Here is a 26,019-nt window from a genome sequence, read left to right as displayed (position 1 = left end):
GAATAAGCCCATCGTATTTTCTCCACTCAATATCCCGGATTCTGCACAATCTTTGGATTTCTGTCTATTACGTCCTGCGGAATAGGATTCAGGTACATTTTGCGGGTAAACACATGCGGATGGTTCAGCGGCACGATCTCATATTTCCATACGCCGGCATTATTATCGGGTATTGTATTGCTGATCTTCATAGCATGCTTGTCGACATTCATCACGGTATTGGCGGTTTTCCAGCGTATGATATCATAAAACCTTTTGTTTTCAAAGCAGAGTTCCACCCTTCTTTCGTTGTAAATAGCGGCCCTCATTTCTGCCTGCGATAACCCCGGCGTGATATCGGGAAGACCTGCTCTTTTGCGGATCTGGTTGATGGCGTTGTATACCGTAGCATCGGGCCCTGCGGCTTCGTTCTGTGCTTCTGCATAGCCCAGCAGTACCTCTGCATAACGGTAGTAAATGAAGTTGGCGCCGCTGACAGCGCCGCCACCGGGCCGTACCAGCGGGTTAAGCCGCTTTTTAAAGTAATAGCCGGTATTGCTCACGTCATCGGTCCCGAAGTCAATCTGGTTTTTGGAGGGATTCACTTTGTCAATACGGGTATATATCGTATCACCTTTGTCCATCCATGTCATTTTATAAGGAGCACCGTCATATACGATCCAGTCGTAGAAGCGTTTTTCACGGCCTATGTAGGGGTGTTGCGGATCATAGCCGGAAGCGGGGTCGGTGATGGACTTACCGTTGGCCATATAAAACTGGTCCACCAGTTCCTGCGTAGGGCAATAGTTGCCCCAGGTATAGTAGGCGCCATTGATCCACACGGGGCCACCATATTGTTCAAAAGACGATCCCATAATGTTGGCTACTACCTGGCGGTCCCATATCACCTCTGAATGGTATTCATTGGCTTCATACCAAATAGCGGAAGTTTCCGGAAAAAGTTCATATACTTTGCCATTGCCATACAGGTCTATGAATTGTTTGAAGGTAGCGGCCGCCTTTGCCCAGCGTTGGGCGTCGTAGTTATTGAAACCGGCCACTTTGTAAGGATCATTGCCTGCGGCGGGCTGTGCATCATTAAATGCGGGGCTGGCAGCATATAGTTCCACCCACCCTTTTAAGGCCAGGGCGGCGCCGGCGGTAGCCCGGCCGGCATTAGCATCGCCCTTGTTGTATTTAGCCGGCAGATAGCCGTCTTTAACAACGGAGTCCAGCTGGCTGGTAATAAAATTTACTGTTTCCGCGAAGGTGCTCCGGGGAGTATAAATGGCGGCGCTGTCCATGGCGCGTCTTTCAGCAGGGGCGGTAATAATGGGCAGTCCTCCCAGATGCATCCACAGCTCGCTATAAAAAAAAGCACGAATAAACCGGGCTTCGTCCAGCCGTTTGTTCAGCCACTCCGGTGAGAAATTGGTAGCGTTCTTACGCACGGCTGTAATGAAGGTGTTACATTTTCGGATATTGGTGAAGGTGGTGGTCCAGTTGGTGAGATCTCCTGAACCGGTGATACCGCCCCATATCGTATAGTCGTTGGAAGAAGCTTCTACGATACCCTGTTTCCAGTTATAGGAAGTATAGTAAAACCCCGCATCGTTATCATCGGTAAAATTATCCAGGTTTTCCGGTTGATTCCAGTAGTTGGGCAATGCACTGTAGATATCGTTGAGGAAAAGGTCTGCGTTCCCTTCTGAGCTCCACTGGATGTCATCCGTGAGTTTTGTTTTATCCGTGTTTTCGAGGAATTCTTTTTTGCACGACAGGATACCGAGTAACAGTATGGCAACAGGCAATAGCTTGATATATCGTTTCATGATAACTAGTTTAACAGGATGAATCTAAAAAGTGACATTCAGGCCAAACACAAATACCTTTTGGTTGGGATAGGCTGTTTCAAGGTCGGTGTAGCCTACTTCGGGGTCCATGAATTTCATTTTGCTGAAGGTGAGCAGGTTCTGGCCGGAGAAATAACAACGGAGGGCCTGCATCTTCATCGCTTTGGAAATATTGGATGGAAGGGTGTATCCCAGTACAGCGGTCTTTAAGCGGAGATAGCCCGTTTTCATCATCCAGAAATCAGAATTTTGGGTGTTGTTGGCATAAGGCGACTGATTGGCACGCGGATACTTTGCATCCGGGGTATTGGGTGTCCAATGGTTATTATAGTATTCATAGGCAGAATTACTGTTGTTGTTATTAAAGGGCACTGTCTGAAAGCCACGGATATTAAGGCTGGCGAGGGCAGATCCCTGGAAGAACAGGCTGAGGTCAAATCCTTTCCAGGAGACACTGGGCGTGAAGCCGTACGTGATGAAAGGATATACCGGGTTGCCGGTCACTACTTCATCATAGGAGTCAATTTTTCCATCTGGTTTGCCATTGGGGCCGCTAATGTCCGCATAGCGGATATCGCCGGGATGCAATACACCAAACTGGGTAACATTATATCCGTCATCAGCATTGATAATACCGTCGTTGTTTTTATCGTCTGCCTGTGAAAACAGTCCCAGTGCATGATAGCCAAACTGGGTACCGGAAGGCCTGCCTGTTCTGCTGCGATTAGGGTTATCGCGGGTGGCCGAGGTTTCAAACACCTGGACCATTTTATTTTTGGCATAACTGAAATTGCCGGAGAGGTTTAACTGCAAACCATTGGAGAACCGGTGGCTGGTACCGGCAGAGATTTCGATACCACGATTTTCCATGATGCCTTCATTTTCGTCGGAAAGATTGAGGCCGTATTCTACCGGCACTGTTACCGCCGGCGGCAGTAGCATGCCTGTTCTTCTTTCATGAAAGTAATCCAGTTCCAGTTTGAGCAATCCTTTCCATAGCGTAAGGTCCAGCCCTATATCTGTTTTGGTGGATATCTCCCAGGTGATATTCGGATTGGGCTCGCGGGTGATATTGGAACCCTGCACCATGCTTCCGTTACCGAAGGCATAGGCGTTACCGTATAAATTATAGCCGTTCAGGTACTGGAAGGCTGCTCCGGCCAGGTTACCTGATTTTCCCCAGGAGCCTCTTAATTTCAGATAGCTCAAGGTGGAGGAAAGACCCGCCATAAACGCTTCTTCCGAAATGATCCAGCCGGCGGAGAAGGCCGGGAAATAACCCCAGCGTTTTCCGGGCGCAAAATAGTAGTGGCCATCGTACCGGCCGGCCGCCTCGAAAAGATATTTATGATCGTAGATGTAGCCTAAGCGATATACAAATCCAAGTTGACTGCCGGTAATGGTTGAACCATTGTTGTCAAAATCATTTTTATTGGAGCTGCCCATGCCCAGCTCATCGATGTTTACCGCAAAATTGTTGCGCCGCGCAGAAAAACCTGTGGAGTCATTCTTACGGGCTTCTGCCACCAGCAGCCCCGTGAAATCATGCTTGCCGAAGGTGTTGTGATAATTGAGGAATCCCTGGTAGGTGAAATACTGATTTTTAGCGTACTCCTGATTGAGCCAGGTGTATGGGGCTGCGCTGCCTTCTGAAGTGGATATCTGTTTCGTATAGGAGTAAGGGGTAGTGGTGGTATTCTGAGAATAGAAATAAAAAGGGGTGTGCCATCCTTTCACCGTGAAGTCATTGGGATCATAGCTAAAAGTTCCCTTCATGCTGAGTCCTTTCACAAAAGGCAGCTGCTGCTCCACGGAAAGTGTCGTGAGCAACGACGTCGCCTTGCGGTGGGAATAACCAGCATTCAGGATACCTACCGGAGAGTTGCCCGCAAACTCACCCCAGAGACCATTGCTATAATACAGGTTGGTAATGGGAATCAACTTATAGGCGCTCCGGAACAATTGTCCCGGTGTGGTGGCCGCATCCACACTATTGGTATTTTCGATCGCGCCGAGGATGGACAGCGATACGGTAGTAGTAGCGGTTGCACTCACTTCCATGTTAACATTATAATCATACCGCCTGTAGTTCACCGGGTCAAACATACCGTCCTGTTTGAGGAAACCAAGGCCGGCATAATATCTCACGACTTTAGTACCGCCGCTCAACTGCAGGTTATAATTTTGAATGGGCGCATGCATCCGTACCAGGTCTTTCGTATTGCTGATGGGATATTTGTCGGGGTCTTTGGCATTCAGGTCGGCATAACTATTAATGAGCTCTTCTGTGAAAGGTTGTTGTGTCCCTCCGGGATTTTCGTTCCTGTAGGCCTCATTACGCAGGCGCATATAGTCCTGGGCGTTCAGCATTTTGGGGTAGTAGGTAGGTGTTTGCCATCCGTAATAGGTATGGAGGGAAAGAGCAGGCATGCCTGTTTGGCCCCGTTTGGTGGTGATGAGGATCACACCGTTTGCGCCCCCTAGTCCATAGGGCGCTACGGCCGCAGCATCTTTCAATACGGTAACGGAAGCAATGGAAGCGGGCGAAATCTCGTTGATGTTGTTGCGGATGATACCATCTACTACGATAAGCGGTGCGTTATTACCGGTAGTAGCGATTCCCCTGATATGGATATCAGGATTATCCCTTCCGGGCTGGCCGCCATTGGGGCGCATACTAATACCGGAAATATTCCCGGCCAGTGAATTGGAGATATTGGTGACCGGTGATTTTGCCAGTTCCTTTCCCTGCACAGCAGCTACAGACGCTGTTGAAGAGGTTTTCCGCTGCGTACCGTAACCAACTACCACCACTTCGTTTAAGCCGCTGGCGCTTTCTTTCAGGACAACGTTGAGCGGCTCAGCGGTACTTATCACTTCGCTTTGTTCGTATCCAACGTAACTGAATACGAGCGTAACGCCCGCCGCGGCCTGCAATTCAAAATGCCCGGCTTCATTGGTAGTGGTGCCAATACTGGTACCTTTTATTTTTACAGATACGCCGATAAGCGGCACGCCGCGCTCATTTTTCACGATGCCGCTTATTTTGATGGCGCTGCTATTGTCGGCCGCAATCACAATAGCGTCGTTATCCATTACCGTGTAACGCAACATTGTGCCGGCAAAGGTTTGTGAGAGCAGTTGCTCTACAGTGGCATTTTCTGCGTGAATGGATACTGGTGGTTCTGAGGGAAGGATATCGTCGTTGTAAATAAGCCGGTAGCGGCTTTTCTGTTGAATCGTTTTCAGCACGGTTTTAATGCTGACTTTTTCCAGAGAGATACTGATCTTTTCCTGGATGGTAATGATGGCAGATGAAGGCATAATACCGGCGAACAACAGGGCCGCCGTGAGAAGGGCCGTCAGTCCGCCAGGCAGGCTTTTATTTAAAGCCCGTAGGAACATTAATTTCATAACATGGAATATAAAAGGGTGAAGGAAAGTAGCGTGTGGTAGCGTTGCTATGTCATACTCTTAATTTTTAAAGATCAGGACGATGATGTCATTTACTGATGTACACATCTTTCCCGTTGATCCGAAAAGTAAACGGGCGTGAAAGCTGCAGCATTTTCAGCGCCTCATCCAGTGATTCTGTGTTGATAATTCCTGAAAAACGCAATTGTTGCAGGTCAGTGGATTCGAAATGAAAGGTAACACCGTACCACTGGCTCATTTTGTCTGCCAGTTCGGAAAATGCATGATTGTCAAATACCAGTTTGTTGTCCAGCCAGGATATCTCCGGGAGCTGGCCGCTGCTGTCTTTTTCCAGGTGCTGCTGTTGAAATACAGGAGCCGGACTGGTTACCGGTACCGTTATTTTTTCTTCCGGATGCAGCACCATCGTTTTCCCCTGAAACGATATGGCCACTTTTCCGCTGACCAGCGTAGTGGACACGATGCTGTCGTTTGCATAGGCTTTCACGTTAAAGGCAGTGCCCAGTACGCGAATGTTGACCTTGCCTGCATGGACAATAAACGGGACACGATCATTTTTAGCGATATTAAAATAGGCTTCTCCGGAGAGCGTTATTTCCCGGTGTTGCCGGCCAAAACCGCTTTCTTCGTAATGGAGCCGGCTATTGGCGTTGAGCCATACCGTGGAGCCATCAGGAAGTACCATCCGGGATTTACCTCCGGCGAAGGAATGGAGCTGCTGTGGCGAGGATGCAGCAGGATGCGTATATCGCCATCCTGCCCATACGGCCGTTACTACTACTGCCGCCACGGCGGCGGTGGCCAGCCTCCGGATAACCGGCCGGCGATAGCGCGGCTTTGTTTGTGTATCGATCATGTTCCAGATACGTTCCTTACTGCTATCAGCGCTACCCACCTCCCGCAAGGGTGTCTGCCAAATGGCGGCGGCCAATTCCCGGGATGCCTCCACTTCCGGATCATCTTTCATTAATGTTTCCAGTTCAACCAGTTCCGAGGAAGAAATATCGCCGCTGAGCTGTTTACCGAGTAATATCCAGATACGATCGTTGCTCATAGAAATATTGAAAATTATTGAACAAATGATGCTCAGGGATATAAGACAACACGAAAGAGGAAATACCCCCAAAGGGGCAACTTTTTTTAGCGCGTTTACTGATGCCCGGAATGCGGCGTGAAGAGGAAGGCCTTCGTTTTGGTCAGCTTTTTCAGCGCGATGCCCACCTGGTTCTCCACGGTTTTGATGGATATGTTCAGCAGGTCAGCTACCTCCCGGTATTTCATCCCGTCTTCCTTTACCAGTTTAAAGATGATGCGGCACTGCGGTGGCAGTTCATTAATAGCGATGTTGATATGGCGTATCATTTCATTATTAATGAGTTGATTCTCCGGGTTTATTTCATATTCAAGCCCATATGCTTCATCGAGATGCAACGTTTTCCTGTGGGCATATTTACGGAGGTAGTTAAGCGCAATATTGCGGGTAGAGGCATAGAGATACCATTTCAGATTACTTACCTGAAGCAGGTCTTTCTGCTGCCGCCATATGGCAATAAATACATCAGCTACCACTTCTTCCGCCATTTCCCTGTTATGAACGATGGCCAGGGCTAACTGCAGCAATGGAGCGCTACAGCAATCGTATAATTCTTTAAATGCCTGTGTATCACCATGATGTATTCTGTCTCGCAGTTCAGGGATATCTTCGCGCATGAAAATAAAATATCAGATTATGCAAAATTCCAATTGCATAAAAATAAATTGTCTTATTGACAAATATAATATTAAAATCGACTGACTGTATGATTCTGCCACGCGCGGAGTTTCTTTTGATGAAACTTTTCAGGGAAGCAAGGGAGATACGCAGCCCTGTTTTCCTGTACCGGGCAAATAAAACATAGGAATTAGCTAATTTCGCACTGTATTCTACCTGCTTTCTTCCCTACTTTTACAAGATGGTCATAAAGAAAATCATTACGCTGCTTATCGCGTGCACGCTTACCTACAGCCTGTCTGCGCAATGTGATTTTAATACGAAGTATTTTAAAATTCACATCAACGGGAAAGGATGGATCACCAGTATGAAGAATATCTCGGTAACGCCCAACAGGGAATTTAGTCCGGCCGACAAGCCGTCTCCCCTGATGAGCTTATATAACAGTCAGCAAAAAGTTTTCTATCAACCTATAAAAGCCACGTACAACAAGGGAAACAAAACCCTGTTGCTGCGTTACGCCAACGGATCAGTGGCCCAAATTGCCATTCAGCCACAGGAAAAATATTTTAAACTCACGCTGCAGTCCCTCGCTCCACGGAATGGCATCGATGTTATTCAATGGGGCGCGTATCATACCAATATTACCAATCTGTTTGGCGAAATCATCGGCGTAAGCCGCGATACCAGCCATGCCGTGAATTACGCCATCGGTATGCTGGCCTTAAACGACAATACGCTTGGAGGCACTGCGGAAACTATCGCTGACGCAGCGCCGTTTCAATATATCATCCATTCTCCTGATGCAACACGCTACCCTTTGCCTGACAGTCTGCATGAAGGCCAGGTATTTACGCTGGGCGGCGATGGGGTGAGCGATGTAGCTTTTTATGCCCACAAAGAACCCTACTACAGGATCATGTATGGCAATGCAGCCAGCGTGGATGACAAAGGAAGGATATCGATTACCTATCAGTCGAGGGACCGGTCTTTTGAGAGAGAAGTCAATTATTCGCTGATCCCGAATATGGCTGCCAATACGCCCAACCACATACAAGTGCAACCGTTGCCGGGAGTGGACTACATAGGCTCTTCCATCGCCTTATGGGGCAGCCCGGACAGCACCGCCTTGCTGGATGTAATGCAGCATATTGTATTGAAGGAACAACTCCCCTATCCGACAATTAATGGCAGATGGGTAAAAGACCCTGCTGCGTATGTTCCGGACGCCATTACCAGTGGTAATCTGTACGACAGTATTATATCCTATACAGCGAGACTCGGTTTTAAGACGATCAGCTTATATGATCAGGGTTTCCTGAGACCTGACCGGGGCAATCATGGCTACATCGACGGAAAGAATTTCGAGAAGCGGCCCATCCATTTAACCGCTGGCAACGTGTCGCACAAAGCATTTGCGGACATGGCCGCAAAATATGGCGTCACCATAGGCAGAACGACGATCACCAATGCATTGGCGCCGGGCACCCTGGACGCCAGTCCCGTTCCCAGCGACAGCCTCTGCTACCAGCAACGCCGTTTGCTGATGGCGGCCCTTAGTCCCACCGACACCGTTATCATAGTGGATGATCCTAAGCACCTGGAAGAAATTGCCAGCTGGGAAGGACATTGCGCCAACCTGAATATGATAAAAATCGGGAAGGAACTGATCCACTACCTGGGCGTTTCAGACAAGGCGCCTCATCGGCTGCTGCAGGTAAAACGAGGCTACTGGAACACGCAACCAGCCAGCCATCAGCTGCGGGACACGGTATATAAACTCCAGGTAACCATCAACTATGGCTACGATGGCATTATACCCAATATGCAGTTACAGGATGAAATGGCGGCCTACTATGCAGATGTCTGCCACCTCAACGGCTTAAGGTATTATGATCTCGACGGCCAGGAGTTTTTGTTCAACAACGGACATGGCTACTACTCCGCCAAACGTTTCTTCCGTAAAATGTTTGAAAGAGCGGCTAAGCTGGGACTGCCTTCCATCCGCTTTACCGGCGCTACCTTATCGGAAGGTTCCTGGCATTACCAGAGCATCTGGAATGTAGGCGGAGGAAAGAACCTCTACGATGCTGATACCAGGGAGTGGGGAAGCACCACCAGCCAGGGCAAAGACCTCCGGGATGTTACTTATGCTAACTTTTTCCCGGTAGGAATGGGCGGAAATTTTCCCATCAAAGCCCATTCTACAGTGGCACAATACGACCATATCCAGGCCATTTCTGTAGGGGTAGGTACTACCTATAGTTTATACCTCAACCAAAAGGACGTGGAGAGCTGCCCTCAGAAGAACGAGATTTTTAAAACCATCAGGACCTGGGAAGATGCGAGAGCTGCAAACGCTTTCCCCCGCTGGGTAAAAACAGCACTGGCAGATCCTTCCCTGTCATTTCACCTAGAGGCTGTAGATGCCAACACCTGGAATTTATATAAAACGAACCGCGATGGCTCCGGGAAAAAGTTGTTTGTTCAACTGACAAGAGCCCGCGGGTATTGATAAAAATAATCTGATAATAGTACGTACAACCGGACAAAGTGAACATCATTTCACTTTGTCCGGTTTTTATGCCGGATGAAGGCAGCCTGAGATGGTGGTTATTGGTTTTGTGTAGTACGCTTTATCGTAACGTCGGGGAACAACGCCGTGGTGTGGGCCGTTTTTCTCAGGAAGATCAGGATATCGAACATCCGCGCAAGCGACACCTCATAGTATTCCTCTTCTTTTTCACGCTGCTTTCCATACCCCATTAACTTCAGTGTTTTCTTTTCATCGAAACCGGTTCGCTCAGCGGCAGTCAACCTGGAAAAGTCAAGAAAATAATCCCCAGATACGTTGTTCATCAATAATTCGTTCCAGGAACCGGTCTTATTCGGGCGCAGGATACCATGATACAGGGTGTCTGTAAAGTGATGGTCGTCATTAATAAAACGGTTTTTGATATACGAATAACTCCCCTCGCCGCTGCTCATGCCGATAGACAAATACGCTCCGGGAAATTGTTTGGCGACCGTGGCACCCATCAGTCCCAGTTCATCGTACAGCCAGGCATATTTGGCCACATGTGCATTATGCGCCCATACAATTATTTTGGCATTACTGTCCGCAGCGTAATAGTTGATACGATCAGCCATGATTTCATCGCGTGAAACAGCGGCTTTTCTTGCCACTCGCTCATAATAAACACAGGATGTCTTCGCATGAAAAATCAGTTCCTTCGTCTCCGGGCTGTTGATATGCAACTGCTGGCATACCGTATCAATTCTTTCCAGCAGGCGATAAGTAGCCAGTCCAAAAGCCATTTCGCCGGGCAGGGAATCAGGTTGGGGAGATGGTTGGCGCTGATAAAACGCTTTAATGGACAGCGTTTGTCGCAGCAGGAACTCCTGGCAAAGATGATTCAACTCATTATTGCCATACTTTGCTGTTTCCCTTATTAATGCCTGAGGAAGGATTTCGCGAAAGCTGTCATCGCAACCGGCCAGGCGCAGCGCCTTCCCTTTCCTGGTATATTTTTTAACCCAGACTAAAAAATCCTTCATCTGTTTGGTCTGGTAAATAGCAAACAGGTGCCGCCGCATCAGGGTATCCAGCTTTTCATGTGGCAATCCTTCCTGCAGGGCCATCATGTCTTCGTGCGGATTTTCGAGGATGACCGTGTTGAATCCTTTTTCCATGATCAGGCGCCGGGTAATGGCAGCCCTCAGTTCATAAAAGTCTCCGGTGCCGTGGGTATCTTCTCCCAGTGCCACGATCCGCTTGTCTCCCACCACCGCCATCAGGCTGTCGAGCCACCGGCCTGTCTTGTGGTCAACGACAGTTTTAACATTATTAATTTGCTGTTGGGTTTGCGCCCCACTGAATAAAGCCGTATGCAGCAGTAAGATGACGAGCAGGTATCTCATAAATAGATTATTTATGGCGCAAAGAAAAAGCAGGCTACCTTCCCTGTCCCTGCTAATTCTCTGAAACAGATCCATTTTCTGTTAAAGCGCCCGGGGTCTTGTTTTGTCGAAAAAAAGCAGGGTTTCATCGAATCTTTCCGGCCAGCAGCGCTATTTTCTCCTTCCATATTGCTCAAAGGATGTATCAGCGGCCGGATACACGCTTTTCCACAGCTGCCAGCGGGCCATTTCGCCCGGCAGATTTGCAAATGATAATATACCAACATATATTTGTTCAATACAATCATTTACATACAGTACACATGCGTACACCCAAACTATCGACTATTCTATTACTGGCCGTAATTGCAGCGCTTTTTTTCATTCCTTTCCTGGGGCGTGTGCATCTATTTGACTGGGATGAGATCAACTTTGCAGAGTGTTCCAGAGAAATGCTGAAACTGGACGATTACACCAGGATTTATGTCAATTTCAAGCCGTTCTGGGAAAAGCCGCCCATGTTCTTCTGGATGCAGAGCCTGTCCATGAAGATATTTGGGGTGAATGAATTTGCCGCGCGCTTCCCCAATGCAGTTTGCGGTATTGTGACGCTGATTGTACTTTTCGTTTGTGGTACCAGGTTATACGACAGAAAGTTTGGTATCCTGTGGGCGCTGGCATTTGGTGGCTCCCTTTTCCCCAATATGTACTTCAAATCCGGTATCATTGATCCGTGGTTCAACCTGTTCACCTTCCTGGCGCTCTACTATTTTATATTGTATCACTGGAAGCGAAATGGATTTGACAAGGACGACCTCAACAAGAAACCGGTGTTTTATGCCGTTTGGTCAGGCATTTTTATGGGACTGGCCATCCTCACCAAAGGGCAGGTGGCCCTGATGGTGTTCCTGATGGTATTGGGTGTGTATTTCTTCTACAACCGCTTCAGGATCTATTTCAACTGGTGGCATGCGTTACTGTTCCTGATCGTAACGGCTTTGGTGACCGCCACCTGGTACGGATATGAAACCGCCAAAAACGGTCCGTGGTTTATTACCGAATTTTTAAAGTACCAATATCGTCTCTTTACCACCCACGATGCCGGACAGGAAGGCTTCTGGGGATATCACTATGTAGTACTGCTCATCGGCTGTTTCCCGGCCTCCCTTTTTGCGATCCCGGCATTCTTTAAGGGCCGCTACACCAGCAAGTATGATAAAGACTTTAAAATCTGGATGATATTATTATTCTGGGTGGTGACCATCTTATTCACCATTGTACAGTCCCGTATCATCCACTACTCTTCACTGGCCTGGTTCCCGGTAACCTTCCTGGCAGCCTATTCCTTTTATAAATGGGACAGGAAAGAGATGGATTACAAAAAATATGTGGGCGTATTCACCACCATCCTGGGAGCGATCATCGCCATCGTACTGCTGGCCGTTACGCTGATCGCCTTAAATATCAAACGACTCATCCCTTATGTGCACGACACCTTCGCGCAGGCGAATATGGCGGCTGATGTACACTGGAGCGGTCTGGAAGGTTCTGTGGGCATCTTAATGGTGGTCACCATTATCGTAGGATTGATACAGCTGCGCAAACACGCCTTCATCAAAGCCGCCACCGCCTACTTTGTGGGAACCGGCCTGGTGATTTTCATGGCAGCAGCGATCATCGTACCGAAAGTAGAGAAGTATTCACAGGCCGCCGCCATCGAGTTCTTTGAGCAGCGCCAGGGAGAAGATTGCTACGTCACCTGCTTAGGTTACTGGAGCTATGCCCCTTTCTTCTACACCCATAAAGAGAAACCAACGAATCCCAACTCTTATGAAGAATCCTGGCTGTTGACAGGGAATATCGATAAACCCGCTTATTTTGTCACCAAAGTAGACCGGGTAAACGATTACCAGCAGTACTCCTTAAAGGAACTGTATCGTAAAAACGGATTTGTATTTCTGAAAAGAGAACCGGTGAAATAACTGGTTAGATAATAAAAAGAAAAGGCGTTGAAATGATTTCAACGCCTTTTCTTTTATGATTTGAATCCGGTATACTATTTCTTCTTCTTACGGGAGAAGAACCGCAATACCTTGCTGATCACTTTATCGTTTGATCCCAGCATACCTTTGATTTCTGTGTAAACAGCCACCATGGTATTATCCAGTTTCACCATGAATTTCTTTTTCTCTTCTCCGGGGCGTACCATGTAGTGGGTAGCTCTGCGGAAAGGCTGTGCTTCTTCGGTATAATAATACAAAGCGATAGATCTTCTGTGGCGGTCTTCCGGGCAGGTAGTAGGTTCCGGATGTCCGTGGTAGGAGTCTGCATCTGTGTTGAAAATCACGCAGCGGTTAAAAACGGGCAGCACTTTCTTCTCACAGGCTTTCATCTGTGTATCCCACAGTTCCAGCTTACCACCCCATTCCTCTACCCAGTCGGGGTTGAGGTATACCAGCACGTTTACCCGGCGTTGCCAGTGGCGATGGTGCGGATGTACGGTAAAATCGGCATGGATGTTCAGGTAGCCTCCTCTTTTGGACTGATGTATGCCACCACCTTCCAGGAGATCATCTTTCTTCAGATTTTTTATGCCGGTCAGCTTACTGAGGAATTCCAGGAATTCCGGGGAATTCAGCTCATTAATGGTCCGCTTGATGGTAGTCGGCAACAAATCGAGTTTATTTAACCCGGCTTTGTTTTCATTGTAATGGACATAGTTGATCCATCCTTCTTCCTCATTTAATTTATCAAACTCCCGGGCGCATGTAGCTAATACGTCGGGGTTCATGAAATTTTCCAATACAATATGAGGATAAGGACTGGCCCCCTGGTAATCTTTGCTTAGTGTAGGCAGCTGAGCATTCCAATGAGCGTAATCGAATAATTGCGTGTTTTCCGCAGTTTCAGTGATAGTTTGCACTTCTTGAGTTTTTAGGCATGACTTTCAAAGGAGCCATAAATATAATGTAAATATTATTCGTTTCAGCAAGGGGGATGTCCAAAATATTTCCTACATCGGGAAAACGGCCGTACCTCAGGAAAAGCCGGCGATAAATGCTCCTTTTAACGACCATTTGGCGTAAGAGTTCGCTAACTCTCCGGCCCCTTCGGGCACCTCCCTTTATCAGACGCCTTCGGGCTGTCTTCCCCCTACTTATTTACCAAAGAAAACAGAATATCCAACCCAGGGCCTGGTTTCAGCTCCCGTATATACGGCATAGTTGAGCATGGTCCCATCCTTGTCCTCCTTCGCCGGGCGGACAAAAACAGCCTGAGCGCCTTCTCCCGCCACCGTCTCCGCACTAAACGTATTGCGGAGGTTCAACAGCTTCCCCTCCTGAATCCCGTAAACGCCTTTCTCTCCGGCCGCCAGGATGATCTGGTCATGCGCATAAGTGAGGCCTGCGAAGTCCAGTCCGGGATCTGCTGCCACCAGCTCAAAATGTTGACCATCGCGGGTTTTCCAAACCCTTCCTCCTTCACTGGCCAGGTAATAATCGCCGGCAGGCGTTCGCGCAATCCCGTCAGCGGCCATACTTCCGTGTTTGTTTTCGTCATAGGCTGTACCTTCCCAGACTTCTCCATTGTAATGCAGCAGCTCACGGGAATGTGACCCAATAGCATACACGTCGTTAGCAGCAGCACCGGCAAAATGGGTGATGTATTTTCCGTCATTTTGACTGACAGGCGTTTCCTGCCGGGTCCAGGTTTGGCCATCCCATAGATAAACATGGCCTGAATAGGTTCCGACGAAGATATTAGTACCGTCCGGCGACCAGATCGACACGCCATTCTGAACAGCGTCCAGACAGTACATTTTCCAGTCAAAGCCACTATTACGGATATCATCATGGTCCAGATCATAGGGCGACTTCACCGGACTTTCAGGAAATTTGACATTGGCCGTAGTGTATACATTGCCGTAAGAACTGCACAACCAGATATCCCCTGTTGGAGACACCCACACATCATAGATACTGTCACTGTTATAGAAAATCACGGAGGAGGTCGTCTTCGGTCCGGAGAAGTCATCGTAGATCAACTGTCCCGGGTTATCCAGGCTGCCGTCGTCCTGGATAATAAGTGCCAGCACTGTCCGGGGTCTAAGGCCATTCACGACCTTCAAAAGTTGCATGTTCATAGGTATGTTACATTTTAGGCGATCCGCTAAAAATAGATATTTTAAGCCATATTTAATCCTCACCATCCTATGGAACGATGACGCCAAATGGCAATCACGATCGTATCTGCATGGTCTTCCCCCGGATTATTTTTTAGCAGATTTTCCCGAATGGCATAGGCTTTTTCGTAATGATCAATCAACCCAAACTCATTTAAATCACCAGGAAGAAACGTTTCGTCAAATCCGCCACAGTTAGTTAATGCGCTGGTATCATAGTATTGATCTAAAAGTTCATAGCCCAGAAATTCATAATTCTCCAGGTGAATCAAAGCACAATCAGATTCCGGCTCGATCACCACGGCCAATAAACTAAATTTTTCCGGGCCGTTCTTCTTCCTGAGCACATACTCCTGTGTCCTGAAGAGCCCTGTTTCATAACAACTCTCCAGTACTATTTCTTTCCTGTCTTCGTCACTGTCACGATCAGGCTCCACCAACACTTCATTTAAACCCGTATCCAGAGAAACCAGCTCTGTAAGCTGTTCCAGCCTGCTCCATTGAATATATCCAGACCAGGAGAAATCATCCGTATGATTTTTATCAAACCTGGCGCGTGCCGTGTACAAATATGTCATCATGATAACCTTATTCCGTTTTTTTTCAGGATCATTTTTCAACTGCCGGGTCGTTTTTCAAACTTCATGTCTATGATATATCCTCCTGAAAATCAAATTTATAAAATTATCCTTTCCGGAAATAAGTGCGCATCGGCATCCCCCGGCTTAACCTTTTATTAATATTTCCCGGATAGCCGAATCCGTTGTACCTTTGCGGCATTGCGGCAAAAGGAACCATGTCATAGCCGGCCACTACAATTTATCAATTGTTACATGAGACTTAATTTCTGGGATAAACTATTCAAAACTGAAGACAACTACACCTATACACCTTTTGAAAACGGCATAGAAGTACTGAATTTCTGGCCCGGACAAGCCAGCAAAGACCTGTGGCTCTATCATTTTGTCACTGCCAGATTTGGTGACATCCTGCATAAAGACAATTCACTGCTGCTGTCATCGCTTTTCGGAGAGAAATCGCATATCCGGAAAAGTCCCTCAAAAACCAAAGTGTTTTTCTCCGGAGAAAACCTGGCCCGATTTCCAAAATACCGCGATTACTGCGCTGACTTCGTGGACGTGTCCATCGGATTTGATTATATACATCGCCCGGGCTATGTCCGGTTTCCGTTGTGGTTACTGTTTTTGTTTGAGGCTGACAGCACCTATGCGTCTATCAAAGCCAAAGTTGATGGTATCAGACAAAACGCAGGCAGCACCATTGCCGACAAACAGCGTTTCTGCTCCCTGATTTGTAGTCATGATAAAAACGGTAACCGGAAGAAGTTATTTGAATTGATCAGTACCGTGGAGAAAGTGGACAGTGCCGGTAAGTTTATGAACAACACCGATTCCTTAAAAAAGGAATTCCATGATAACAAAGTGGATTTTCTCCGGCAGTACAAATTCAATATATGCCCGGAAAACACCGACAGGCATGGCTATGTGACGGAGAAAGTTTTTGAAGCGATTCAATGTGGTTGTATCCCCATTTACTGGGGAGATAACAACAACCCTGAACCGGCAATACTGAACAAAGAGGCCATCCTCTTTTATGATAAGAAAAACCCCGCAGCGCTTTTAAACAAAGTGAAGACGTTGCAGACCAACCCGCAAGCCTATACGGACTTTGTGATGCAGGACCGATTCAGGCCGGATGCCGCTGACCGCATTTATGAGATGTTTGTGACGTTGGAGAATAGTATCAGCATGGCGCTCAGCAAACACCGCTAAATTCTTTCCCTATATGCCTGTAGCGCTGCGCCTACCAGCTTTTTCAGCGCAGCGCTATGCAGGGTTTCATCATCCTTGACTTCCACATAGCGGGATATCTTACCATTGCCTTTCAATATGCCGGCAGGATCGGGCAACTCGTTGCCTTTATAGAACCCCAGCTTCAATCCCTTTTGCGAAGGGATAAGAGTGCAGATCATCTGCGTATATTTTTGACCGTAGGTGTAAGCGATCATTTTGGCCGGCACGTCCAGCTGCTCAATGATACCCGGCAACATCTCCAGCAGCGTGTCACGCAACTGACGCGCCCGGGTGGCCACCGTTGCCGGATAGCTGTCCAGGAAGGATAATATGTTGGTATCCATCTTCATAAGATTTTCAGACTTGTATCTAAGTTACCTCAAAAATTACTATGTTGAGACCGTAGACACCATGCTATGAACGGCCGACAGGGGCTTGTCCGCATTCGTACGGCCGCCTGTACCAAAAACGGACATCTCCCGTGTTTTACAAACCCATAACACCATCATAACCAAAAACTTAAAAGCTGGCATTCTTTTCGACGCGGGGCACGCATGCTCAGGAATTATTTCACCATCGCTATCCGGAACCTGTTCCGCAACAAAGCATTTTCGCTCATCAATATCGGCGGACTAGCCATCGGTATGGCCAGCGCCATACTTATTCTGCTTTGGGTAAAAGATGAAACAGGTTACGACCGCTTCCACAGCAAATTGGACCGGTTATACCAGGTATGGTCCAACGACAGCATTCAGGGCAAGATCAGGTCCATGACCAGTACCTCTGAGATGATGGCGCCTTCTCTGAAAACAGATTATCCTGAGATAGAAGACGCCACGCGTGTACGCTGGACACGCAACCTCCTGCTGGCCCCCCGGCAGGACAGGAAGCTGATGTCTGCCGGAGCCGTGGTAGATCCCGGTTTTCTTTCCATGTTCTCCTTCCCGCTCCTGAGTGGAAATGAACAGACGGTGTTAAAAGACCCCAACAATATTGTCATCACGGAAAAATTAGCCGGGAAACTCTTCCAGCATGAGGATCCGATAGGGAAAATAATAAAAATAGGCAACGTCAATTATACCGTGTCCGGCATCCTGAAGAACCTCCCGGACAATTCCAGGTTCAGCTTTGCCGAGTACCTGCTTTCCTACGAAAGAGAAACATTGACAGGGCATATCGATAAAGACTGGAGCAACGTTTCCGTTGCCACCTTTGTGCTCTTGCGCCCTAACACTTCTCCGGAGATCATTAACCGGAAAATCAGGCGCATAGTGCCGGAACACTCCAAAGATGCCGGCACGGAGTCATTCCTGTATGCTGTCAGTCGCTTACGGCTATACGATCATTTTGAAAACGGTATACCCGTGGGTGGTCGCATTACCACCGTGCGCACTTTTTTTCTGGTAGCAGTGGTGATCCTGCTGATCGCCTGTATCAATTTTATGAACCTCTCCACGGCGCGAAGCAGTAAACGGGCCAGGGAAGTAGGTGTACGAAAAGCGATTGGCGCACAGCAATATTCACTCATCCTTCAGTTCCTGACAGAATCAATTACCCTCGCCGTTATCTCCGGTGTAATAGCCTGGATGATTGTGATCTTCTGCCTGCCCGCATTTAATCAGCTTACTGGTAAACAGCTACAACTGGAATATAGTAATCCTTATTACTGGCTGTCGGGCATCGGCTTCACCTTACTGACCGGCACGCTCGCCGGTAGTTACCCCGCCTTTTTCCTTTCCGGCTTCAAACCCGTTTCTGCGCTCAAAGGCACCTACAGAAGCGTTCGTACCCCTGTCACACCACGACAGGTATTGGTGGTGTTACAATTTACTTTCGCAATTGTGCTGATCATCTGTACGATCGTTGTGACCAAACAAATCAGGTATGGAGAAAACAGAAAAACCGGTATCGACATGGATAATCTGGTACATGTATTCCTGAATGATGAAATGGACAAGAACTTCCAGTTGATCAAACAGGAACTGATTACTTCAGGCTATGCTACTGCTGTATCCAAAGTCATGTCGCCCTTATCAGAAAACTGGGCATACGGACTGAGTCTGCGCTGGAAAGGCAAGCCGGAAAATTTGAAGGCGCAGGTAAACCGGTATACTTCGGAAGGCGATCTGGTCAAAACAGCCGGCATGCGGCTGCTACAGGGCAGGGACATCGACTTAAAACAGTATCCCACTGATTCTACCGCCTGCCTGATCAATGAAGCTGCCGTGAAACTGATGGGCTTTAAAGATCCTATCGGTCAGGAAATCTTCGATGACCAGGACAAATTTCACGTTGTGGGCGTGGTGGAAGATTTCATACAGGAGTCACCGTACATGCCGGTAAAACCGATCGTTATTAAAGGCGCGAAAAGCTGGACTGGTACTATCCTTGTAAAACTGAACCCTCAACAGCCTCTTGCCACTAATATTGCCGGCATGGAAAAGGTATTCAAAAAATATAACCCTGCTTTTCCGCTGGAAATGCATTTTGCGCACGACGCCTACGCAGACAAATTCAGCAGCGAGCAGTTTACCGGTAAACTGGCGGCCATTTTCGCAGGACTGACCATTTTCATTTCCTGCCTTGGACTGTTTGGCCTGGCCGCATTTATGGCCGAAAGCCGCTTCAAAGAAATCGGTATCCGAAAAGTATTGGGCGCCTCTGTGAGCAATATTGTGGTGCTGCTATCGGGAGATTTCGTGCGACTGGTAGTCATTGCCGTATTGATCGCCTCCCCCGTTGCCTACTGGGTGAGTCAACAGTGGCTGAAGGAATTCTACTACCGGATAACGCCCGGTATCGGGATATTCCTCACTGCCGGCATGCTAGCTATCGTCATTGCCCTGTTAACAGTCAGCTCACAAGCCATCAAAGCAGCGCTCACCAATCCGGTAAAAAGCATAAAACCGGAATAAGCTCACCGACAGTGAGCTTATTCCGGCCCCTATCAACTCACGGGAACGGCTAATCTTTTTTCCGGCTGGTCATCCTGATGTATTTCGTCCGGGAAGTACTACCGTCCGTTAATCTCCTCCAAATTATCTGGTAAACACATTTTCAACTTTCGGGTATTCCGTTGAGCAGGCTGTTCAGCCCCTCCTTTTCAAACAGTAACTTACCGAACTTCAGCCGTGACCATCCTTTCTTTAACACGTAGGTATGTCTGGGCATACCTTCTTCAATCATAGCTTCCAGCTGATACGCCTCAAAGCTGTTGCGGGGCAACAGGTCATCGAGCTGATACAGGTGCGTGGAAATCATAAACAGGCAACCGCTTTGCTGTGATAATCCCCTCACCGTTGAACAGGTAATATCGATCGCATCATCGATATTGGTTCCGCTAAATAATTCATCAAATACCGCGAAACACTTCTTCCCGCTGACAGCCTGTTGCATGATCGTCTTCAGACTCATCACCTCCTGCATAAAATGGCTGTAGCCACTTTGGATATCGTCCGTTACGTTAATGGAAATCAGGAAGTCGTCATAAAATGGCACCTCGCATCGTTGCGCTGGTACCGCCAGGCCCAGGTGCGCCAGTAGCACACAAATAGTAACAGACTTCAGCACGGTGGATTTACCGGCCATATTGGGCCCTGTCAGCAACATCACGCTGTTGCAGGTGCTGAAATCGTTGCACACAGGATTTTTGAGCATTGGATGATAGAATTGTTCCAATAGCAATATCTCCTGCGTGAACACCGGGAAAACAAAATGACGTGTCTTAATTCCTTTCGCCACCGACCAGATAGCTTCAAAATCAAACAATGATTGCCAGAAATATTCCAGCTCATGGCTGGCATCTTTCTGCAGCAACCATTTCAATAACCCCGACATGTCGGAAATCGATAATGTCGTTCCCCGGTTTATCTTCATGGCCAGTTGCGCCGTTTCTGCTCCGGAAAGAAAGGCGCCAATCCGCTCCGGACAAGGTTGAAATGCCTCCGGGAATTTCACCTTTGCAGCCTTCTCAAAATATTGTTTATATAAGCGATCAAAAAACAGGACTGTTTGTGCACAACTTGCCTTCAGGCGATGTTTGTCTTTGCTGAACAGCAAAAAAATCCTGTCCGGCCCTTCTTCTCCATAGTAGTGTTTCAGCGTGGTAGTAAAGCGATGCACTTCTTCAAAATCGTACCGTTGGTACCTGAGATCTTCCAGTATATCCCATTGTTCCACAAAGGTGCGCAATAATAGCTGTCGGGCCGTCACCTCTTCACGGGTCAACCCGGCTCTGTCAAACAACGCATGCAGGGAGGCTTTAGCGCCGGTATTATTGGTATAATCAAACAACGATATTATTTCCCGGTTGATATAGGTTTTCTCTGTCGTCATGTAAAAAGAGGCTTTGGAAGACTGATTGCAAAAATCAAGCCTTCTTCAGCCTCATTATTTTCGTATAGTATTTGGCGTAAGTTCAGACGCTCAACGCCCCTCTGAATCCTCTCACCGCATAATAAGAAGACGCACCGTTGTGATACAGAAAAACATGATCATACCGCCGGTCGCAAAACAGCGCGCCGCCCAGTTTTCGGATAGCCGCCGGCGTATCCACCCAGCTGGATGTTTTCAGGTCAAATTTCCCCAGCTGTTGTAGCGCCCTGTATTGTTCTTCCGTCAGTATACTAATACCGATGGCTGCTGCCATATCTACGGCGCTGTCTCCCGGTTTATGTTCTTTTCTGGCGTCCAGCGCTTCGCGGTCGTAACACACGTTTCTGCGTCCTGCCGGCGTTTCGGGCGCGCAATCATAAAAAGTATATTCGCCCGTTTTTTTGTCAAATCCTACCACATCCGGCTCCCCGCCGGTTTCTTCCATGATCTGAAGCGACCATAGTTTGTCGCCGCTGGCTTTCAGCTTCGCCTCTACGGCCTTCCATTCCAGGCCTTTGTGCCGGGGCATGTTTTTTTCAAAACGTGATTGCAGGGTAGCCAGGAGCGCAGCCTGTTGCTCCGATGATAATTTCTTCTTATTACTGTTACTTTTGCCCATATTACAGGTAGTTTTGAAGATGAAGGACCATCCCGCAGGGAAGGGTGCTGGTTCCGGTTAAATAAGACAGATCGCCTCAAAGATAACAAGCCTGTTAAAACCGGACAGCGTTGTTTTAAAACCGAACAATATAAAATATTTTATAAATCATAATTAGTTAGATTTAAATAGATTATTTTATGGCATTATTCTTCAGAGATGCCTGTTGACTAACTCCTTTTACATGTTGCTGAATTACTTCAAAACAGCCTGGCGTAGCCTCACCAACAACAAGGCTTATAGCGCGCTAAACATTTTCGGACTGGCCATCGGGATGGCGGTGGCGCTTTTGATTGGGCTGTGGGTACATTATCAGTTTTCGTACGACCGCTTTCTGCCCGGCTACCAGCATACTTATCAGGTCATGTACAAGACCGTCTACAACGGCGACATCCTCACACAGCGGTCCACCTCCTATCCTTTAGCGGAGGTATTAAAAAAGGAAGTACCCGGCATCCGGTATGTCACTCAAACTGATTGGACGGCCTGGCATGGACTGGTAGCAAAAGAGAAAAAGTTATACCTGAATGGCATAACAGCCAGCCCCGATTTTTTGCAGGTATTCGGGTATCCGTTACTACGCGGTAAAGCCGGCGATGTGCTGAATGATATGCATTCTATTGTACTCACGGCCTCCACGGCCAAGTCACTTTTTGGAGATGCAGACCCTATCGATCAAATTGTCCGTCTCGATAACCAGACAGACCTGAAAGTGACAGGCATATTGGAAGATATACCTGCTAATTCAACTTTTCAGTTCCGTTATATCATACCACAAGACTACATGGTAAAAGTGCAACACTGGGGCACCCAATGGGGCAACAACAGTTTCCAGACGTTTGTAAGTCTTGAACCCAATGTTTCTTTTGATCAGGTATCTGCCAACATGAAGATGCTGTTGAAAAAATACAGTGTAGATGAATACGCTATCGCTAAAAGCGAACTATTCATGCAATCGATGAAACAATGGCATCTGCAGGCGGAGTTCAAAAATGGCGTGGTGTCCGGCGGTCTGCTGGACTATGTGAAGATGTTCAGCATTATCGGACTGCTGGTATTGTTGATTGCCTGTATCAACTTTATGAACCTCTCTACCGCGCGTTCTGAAAAACGGGCACGGGAAGTGGGTATACGAAAAGCGATCGGTTCTCACCGTAATGATCTGGTGTTTCAGTTTTTATTGGAATCGCTGATGATCACCATGATTTCCTTTGTGCTCTCTCTGATATTGGTAGAATTGTCGCTCCCCTCATTTAATGCCCTGACGAATTCCCATATCCGGATTCCTTACCACAGCGTTGTTTTCTGGTGCATACTGACAGCCTATGTACTGCTGACGGCTTTGCTGGCAGGGGGAAGACCCGCGTTCTATCTCTCTTCCTTTCAACCGGTAAAAGTACTGAAAGGTAGTATACATACCGGTAAAGCCGCCTCCCTGCCGCGAAAGGCACTGGTGATGGTACAATTCACCTGTTCCGTTGCCCTCATGATCAGCACTATTGTCATCTATCAACAGATACAACATGCCAAGGACCGCCCTACGGGTTACGACGCGCAACGGCTGATGATGACCGACAACAGCCCGGACATGAACCGCAACTACGAGGCGTTGAAAAATGACCTGCTGCAAACCGGCATGGTAGCCAGTGTCACCAAATCCTCCAGTCCTGTTACCGGCATCTGGGTCACCAATAATATCCGGGAATGGCAGGGCAAACAACCTGGCGAATCGCTGGAATTAGGCACTACCGCTGTTTCCGACGCAGATTACTTTAAGACCACGGGCATGCAGATCGTTGCCGGCCGAAACTTCTCAGGCAACCTGGGCGCGGACACCTCCTATATCATCCTGAATGAATCAGCTGTTAAACGCATGCGTCTCAAAGACCCCATTAACCAGGTTATTCGTTGGAGCGACCCGGTTAAAGTCCAGAAAATAATCGGCGTCGTAAAGGATGCCCTGATGGGTTCTCCCTATTCATCAGTACCGCCTTGTATGTTTATTTACAATCCTGACTGGGCCAATGTGATCACCTATCGCCTGTCGCCAGGTGTTCCCACAGAGAAAGCCATCGCCGCCCTGACACCCGTTTTCAACAAACATAATCCCTTCTATTCCTACCGGTACCGGTTCATCAATGATGCGTATGCCGATAAGTTCGGGTTTGAAACCCTGGTGGGGAATCTGGCCGGTGTATTCGCTGTATTGGCTATTTTCATTTCCTGCCTGGGTCTCTTTGGCCTGGCCGCATATATGGCAGAACAACGTACCAAAGAAATCGGTATCCGGAAAGTGTTGGGCGCTTCCATATCACAGGTATGGCTATTGCTTTCGAAAGATTTTGTCGTACTGGTGGTGCTCAGTTGTCTGGTGGCCGCACCACTTACCTCGTATATATTACAACGGTGGCTACAGCAGTATGAGTACCGCATCAATATCAGCGCCGGCGTATTGCTCATCACCGCGCTGGGGGCAATCGTCATCACCATCATCACCGTTAGTTTCCAGTCCATCAGAGCTGCGCTGGCCGACCCCGTGAAGAGCCTGAAGGCCGAATAAAATAGTTAATGGCGGCCATTTGACAATGGCCGCTATTCATTAATATACCCTGTGTTTTATCCATGTTGCCACATACGCCAGGACATCAGGAGCGATGGTTTGCGCGATGTCCGGATATTCAGATGGGAGCCCCGTTGTAGCGTTTTGAAACAAATGATTTTTTCCGGGAAACAATTTAATGGTGACTTGTTTGTTGCCTCCCTCCCGCAACGCTTTTTCAATGCGCGGCAACTGCGCCGGCAATACCTGTACATCCTTGCTGCCATTAATGGCCAGCACCGGACATTTCACCTTTTGCAATATCGCCGCCTGATGACGGAATAAGTCGGCCCGCCTGGGGCGTGACAAAAAAGGGTAGAACTCTTCCGCATGAAGAGGCTGCGTAAGCTCCATGATCTCCCGGTCGCGGGCGGAGAGCTGCGCCACCTCACGGTCAAACGGCAGCAACGCTGCCGCCAGCTTTATTTTAGCGATGCTGTCATTGGGTTCTGCCCGGATAACTTCCAATACTTTGTCCACCAGCCTTACGTTTAGGTCAATCGCTGCTGCGCTGGCGCCACTCCCCTTTCCGACAGCCACGATAGATTCATTATAGGCAGTTACCATATCCGACGCGCTACCGGCCATCAGTACCGCATAGGCCACATCCGGCGAAGCTGCCGCAATAGGCGCAATTTCCCCGCCGAGGCTGTGCCCTATCAGGCCGATAGCCCGTGGATTTATCTCTTTCCTCGATTGCAGATAACGCACACCCGCCAACGCATCGTCTGCCTGGTCTTCATTGGTAGCCGATTCATAATCGCCCGTGCTTTTCCCCACGCCGCGGTCGTCTACCCGCAGCACGGCGATACCCTGGCGGGTAAGGTAATCTGCCAGCACCAGGAAAAACCTGTGGGTAAAAACTGTTTCATTGCGGTCGCTGGGGCCGGAGCCGGAAACCAGCACCGCTGCGGGAAAGGGACCTCTCCCTGCCGGCAGGCTGAGCGTACCGGCCAGCGATACGCTGGCATTGGCGTTATCAAATACCACCTCTTCTTCCTGGTAAGGCAGTGGCGGCACCGGCTCCTGAGGTCTCTTCAGGGCAGCCACCGGCAAGGCATCCCGCTTTTTCAGCTCAAATGAAAATTTACGTTTGTCTTTCATCAGAAAAAAACCGGCAAGGGTGCTGTCGTTGATCAGCTGGCCTTCATAATGCGTGTTCATCGCCGGGATGTCCATTTGCAGCCTTCCTCCGGTGGCCACCAGGTTTTCTGTTTCGATATTAAAAACCTGCTGATTGATAACGTGCATGCGTGACCGGAGCTTGCCGCCGTTGTCGGCGGTAATTTCGAAGGCCACTTCCGGAGGCTCCATCCCGGTAAGGTGGACGGTGCCCACCCAGATACCTTTCAGGTCCTGCGCGCTCATGGAAAGGGTTATCGTCAATAGCAACAAGAGTGATGTAAAGTAGCGTTTCATGCGTTGTTGTTTTACCGCAAACTTACCCTTCAATCCAACGCCGGTCCCGGCTAATACACCAGTAACGGCTACGGTTATCCGTACAGGCCGGTTA

The 26,019-nt window shown here is 48.3% G+C and carries 17 protein-coding genes; 5 read left to right on the top strand and 12 right to left on the bottom strand.

The window, feature by feature from the left end; all coding sequences use genetic code 11:
* Nucleotides 1-26 precede the first annotated feature (26 nt).
* The 4 genes from ICL55_RS21580 to ICL55_RS21565 all read right to left on the bottom strand — a co-directional run bounded on the left by ICL55_RS21580 (nt 27) and on the right by ICL55_RS21565 (nt 6,977).
* Entirely contained in the window at nt 27-1,811 is a 1,785-nt protein-coding gene (locus ICL55_RS21580; protein WP_188101224.1) for a RagB/SusD family nutrient uptake outer membrane protein, read from the bottom strand.
* A 24-nt stretch (nt 1,812-1,835) separates the two neighbouring features.
* Nucleotides 1,836-5,246 (bottom strand): TonB-dependent receptor, encoded by a 3,411-nt coding sequence (locus ICL55_RS21575; protein WP_246496472.1) that lies wholly within the window; start codon nt 5,244-5,246, stop codon nt 1,836-1,838.
* A gap of 88 nt (nt 5,247-5,334) precedes the next feature.
* Nucleotides 5,335-6,321 (bottom strand): FecR family protein, encoded by a 987-nt coding sequence (locus ICL55_RS21570; RefSeq protein WP_188101222.1) that lies wholly within the window; start codon nt 6,319-6,321, stop codon nt 5,335-5,337.
* 95 nt (nt 6,322-6,416) lie between these two features.
* Nucleotides 6,417-6,977: an RNA polymerase sigma-70 factor gene (locus ICL55_RS21565; RefSeq protein ID WP_188101220.1), complete on the bottom strand. Its 561-nt coding sequence runs from the start codon at nt 6,975-6,977 to the stop codon at nt 6,417-6,419.
* A 242-nt stretch (nt 6,978-7,219) separates the two neighbouring features.
* Here ICL55_RS21565 and ICL55_RS21560 point away from each other — a divergent pair, with 242 nt between their 5' ends.
* The gene (locus ICL55_RS21560) at nt 7,220-9,493 is read left to right on the top strand and encodes a hypothetical protein (RefSeq protein WP_188101218.1); all 2,274 of its coding nucleotides are present in this window, start codon (nt 7,220-7,222) and stop codon (nt 9,491-9,493) included.
* 98 nt (nt 9,494-9,591) lie between these two features.
* Here the strand turns inward: ICL55_RS21560 and ICL55_RS21555 are convergent, their stop codons facing one another.
* The gene (locus ICL55_RS21555) at nt 9,592-10,899 is read right to left on the bottom strand and encodes an erythromycin esterase family protein (RefSeq protein WP_188101216.1); all 1,308 of its coding nucleotides are present in this window, start codon (nt 10,897-10,899) and stop codon (nt 9,592-9,594) included.
* Nucleotides 10,900-11,201: 302 nt separating this feature from the next.
* Between ICL55_RS21555 and ICL55_RS21550 the strand changes: the two genes are divergently transcribed.
* Complete coding sequence (locus ICL55_RS21550) at nt 11,202-12,860, top strand: ArnT family glycosyltransferase (RefSeq protein ID WP_188101214.1); 1,659 nt, start codon at nt 11,202-11,204, stop codon at nt 12,858-12,860.
* Nucleotides 12,861-12,934: 74 nt separating this feature from the next.
* On the opposite strand, the gene ICL55_RS21545 is transcribed toward ICL55_RS21550, so the two are convergent.
* From ICL55_RS21545 to ICL55_RS21535, 3 genes are all read right to left on the bottom strand, one after another.
* Nucleotides 12,935-13,801 carry a 2OG-Fe(II) oxygenase gene (locus ICL55_RS21545; RefSeq protein WP_343067840.1) on the bottom strand — a complete coding sequence of 289 codons (867 nt, stop codon included), beginning with the start codon at nt 13,799-13,801 and terminating at the stop codon, nt 12,935-12,937.
* Nucleotides 13,802-14,035: 234 nt separating this feature from the next.
* Complete coding sequence (locus ICL55_RS21540) at nt 14,036-15,022, bottom strand: WD40/YVTN/BNR-like repeat-containing protein (RefSeq protein WP_188101212.1); 987 nt, start codon at nt 15,020-15,022, stop codon at nt 14,036-14,038.
* A gap of 59 nt (nt 15,023-15,081) precedes the next feature.
* Nucleotides 15,082-15,681: a hypothetical protein gene (locus tag ICL55_RS21535; RefSeq protein WP_223151538.1), complete on the bottom strand. Its 600-nt coding sequence runs from the start codon at nt 15,679-15,681 to the stop codon at nt 15,082-15,084.
* A 213-nt stretch (nt 15,682-15,894) separates the two neighbouring features.
* Here ICL55_RS21535 and ICL55_RS21530 point away from each other — a divergent pair, with 213 nt between their 5' ends.
* A complete protein-coding gene (locus ICL55_RS21530; protein WP_188101210.1) occupies nt 15,895-16,854 on the top strand; it encodes a glycosyltransferase family 10 domain-containing protein in 960 nt (319 codons plus the stop codon).
* Here ICL55_RS21530 and ICL55_RS21525 read toward each other — a convergent pair.
* On the bottom strand, nt 16,851-17,219 hold the full coding sequence (locus tag ICL55_RS21525) for a DUF1801 domain-containing protein (RefSeq protein WP_188101207.1): 369 nt from the start codon (nt 17,217-17,219) through the stop codon (nt 16,851-16,853). The genes ICL55_RS21530 and ICL55_RS21525 overlap by 4 nt on opposite strands.
* A gap of 210 nt (nt 17,220-17,429) precedes the next feature.
* Between ICL55_RS21525 and ICL55_RS21520 the strand changes: the two genes are divergently transcribed.
* Nucleotides 17,430-19,790 (top strand): ABC transporter permease, encoded by a 2,361-nt coding sequence (locus tag ICL55_RS21520; protein ID WP_188101205.1) that lies wholly within the window; start codon nt 17,430-17,432, stop codon nt 19,788-19,790.
* 142 nt (nt 19,791-19,932) lie between these two features.
* Here ICL55_RS21520 and ICL55_RS21515 read toward each other — a convergent pair whose 3' ends face one another.
* Together ICL55_RS21515 and ICL55_RS21510 are read right to left on the bottom strand one after the other, a co-directional pair.
* A complete protein-coding gene (locus tag ICL55_RS21515; RefSeq protein WP_188101203.1) occupies nt 19,933-21,210 on the bottom strand; it encodes a MutS-related protein in 1,278 nt (425 codons plus the stop codon).
* A gap of 82 nt (nt 21,211-21,292) precedes the next feature.
* Nucleotides 21,293-21,868 (bottom strand): DUF4256 domain-containing protein, encoded by a 576-nt coding sequence (locus tag ICL55_RS21510; protein WP_188101200.1) that lies wholly within the window; start codon nt 21,866-21,868, stop codon nt 21,293-21,295.
* Nucleotides 21,869-22,091: 223 nt separating this feature from the next.
* On the opposite strand from ICL55_RS21510, the gene ICL55_RS21505 reads away from it, so the two are divergent.
* Complete coding sequence (locus ICL55_RS21505) at nt 22,092-24,467, top strand: ABC transporter permease (RefSeq protein WP_188101199.1); 2,376 nt, start codon at nt 22,092-22,094, stop codon at nt 24,465-24,467.
* Between the two features lie 39 nt (nt 24,468-24,506).
* Here the strand turns inward: ICL55_RS21505 and ICL55_RS21500 are convergent, their stop codons facing one another.
* Nucleotides 24,507-25,925 (bottom strand): alpha/beta hydrolase family protein, encoded by a 1,419-nt coding sequence (locus ICL55_RS21500; RefSeq protein ID WP_188101196.1) that lies wholly within the window; start codon nt 25,923-25,925, stop codon nt 24,507-24,509.
* Between the last annotated feature and the right edge of the window lie 94 nt (nt 25,926-26,019).

This window comes from Chitinophaga varians (assembly GCF_014529945.1).
GTDB lineage: Bacteria > Bacteroidota > Bacteroidia > Chitinophagales > Chitinophagaceae > Chitinophaga > Chitinophaga varians.
Note: the sequence above shows the minus strand (reverse complement) of the source record. Positions and strands in the feature narration are given on the sequence as shown.

Bases quoted from the DNA above. Each gene is read 5' to 3' on its own strand.
- ICL55_RS21580 (WP_188101224.1), bottom strand. From the start codon at position 1,811: ATGAAACGATATATCAAGCTATTGCCTGTTGCCATACTGTTACTCGGT.
- ICL55_RS21575 (WP_246496472.1), bottom strand. From the start codon at position 5,246: ATGAAATTAATGTTCCTACGGGCTTTAAATAAAAGCCTGCCTGGCGGA.
- ICL55_RS21570 (WP_188101222.1), bottom strand. From the start codon at position 6,321: ATGAGCAACGATCGTATCTGGATATTACTCGGTAAACAGCTCAGCGGC.
- ICL55_RS21565 (WP_188101220.1), bottom strand. From the start codon at position 6,977: ATGCGCGAAGATATCCCTGAACTGCGAGACAGAATACATCATGGTGAT.
- ICL55_RS21560 (WP_188101218.1), top strand. From the start codon at position 7,220: ATGGTCATAAAGAAAATCATTACGCTGCTTATCGCGTGCACGCTTACC.
- ICL55_RS21555 (WP_188101216.1), bottom strand. From the start codon at position 10,899: ATGAGATACCTGCTCGTCATCTTACTGCTGCATACGGCTTTATTCAGT.
- ICL55_RS21550 (WP_188101214.1), top strand. From the start codon at position 11,202: ATGCGTACACCCAAACTATCGACTATTCTATTACTGGCCGTAATTGCA.
- ICL55_RS21540 (WP_188101212.1), bottom strand. From the start codon at position 15,022: ATGAACATGCAACTTTTGAAGGTCGTGAATGGCCTTAGACCCCGGACA.
- ICL55_RS21530 (WP_188101210.1), top strand. From the start codon at position 15,895: ATGAGACTTAATTTCTGGGATAAACTATTCAAAACTGAAGACAACTAC.
- ICL55_RS21525 (WP_188101207.1), bottom strand. From the start codon at position 17,219: ATGGATACCAACATATTATCCTTCCTGGACAGCTATCCGGCAACGGTG.
- ICL55_RS21520 (WP_188101205.1), top strand. From the start codon at position 17,430: ATGCTCAGGAATTATTTCACCATCGCTATCCGGAACCTGTTCCGCAAC.
- ICL55_RS21515 (WP_188101203.1), bottom strand. From the start codon at position 21,210: ATGACGACAGAGAAAACCTATATCAACCGGGAAATAATATCGTTGTTT.
- ICL55_RS21510 (WP_188101200.1), bottom strand. From the start codon at position 21,868: ATGGGCAAAAGTAACAGTAATAAGAAGAAATTATCATCGGAGCAACAG.
- ICL55_RS21505 (WP_188101199.1), top strand. From the start codon at position 22,092: ATGTTGCTGAATTACTTCAAAACAGCCTGGCGTAGCCTCACCAACAAC.
- ICL55_RS21500 (WP_188101196.1), bottom strand. From the start codon at position 25,925: ATGAAACGCTACTTTACATCACTCTTGTTGCTATTGACGATAACCCTT.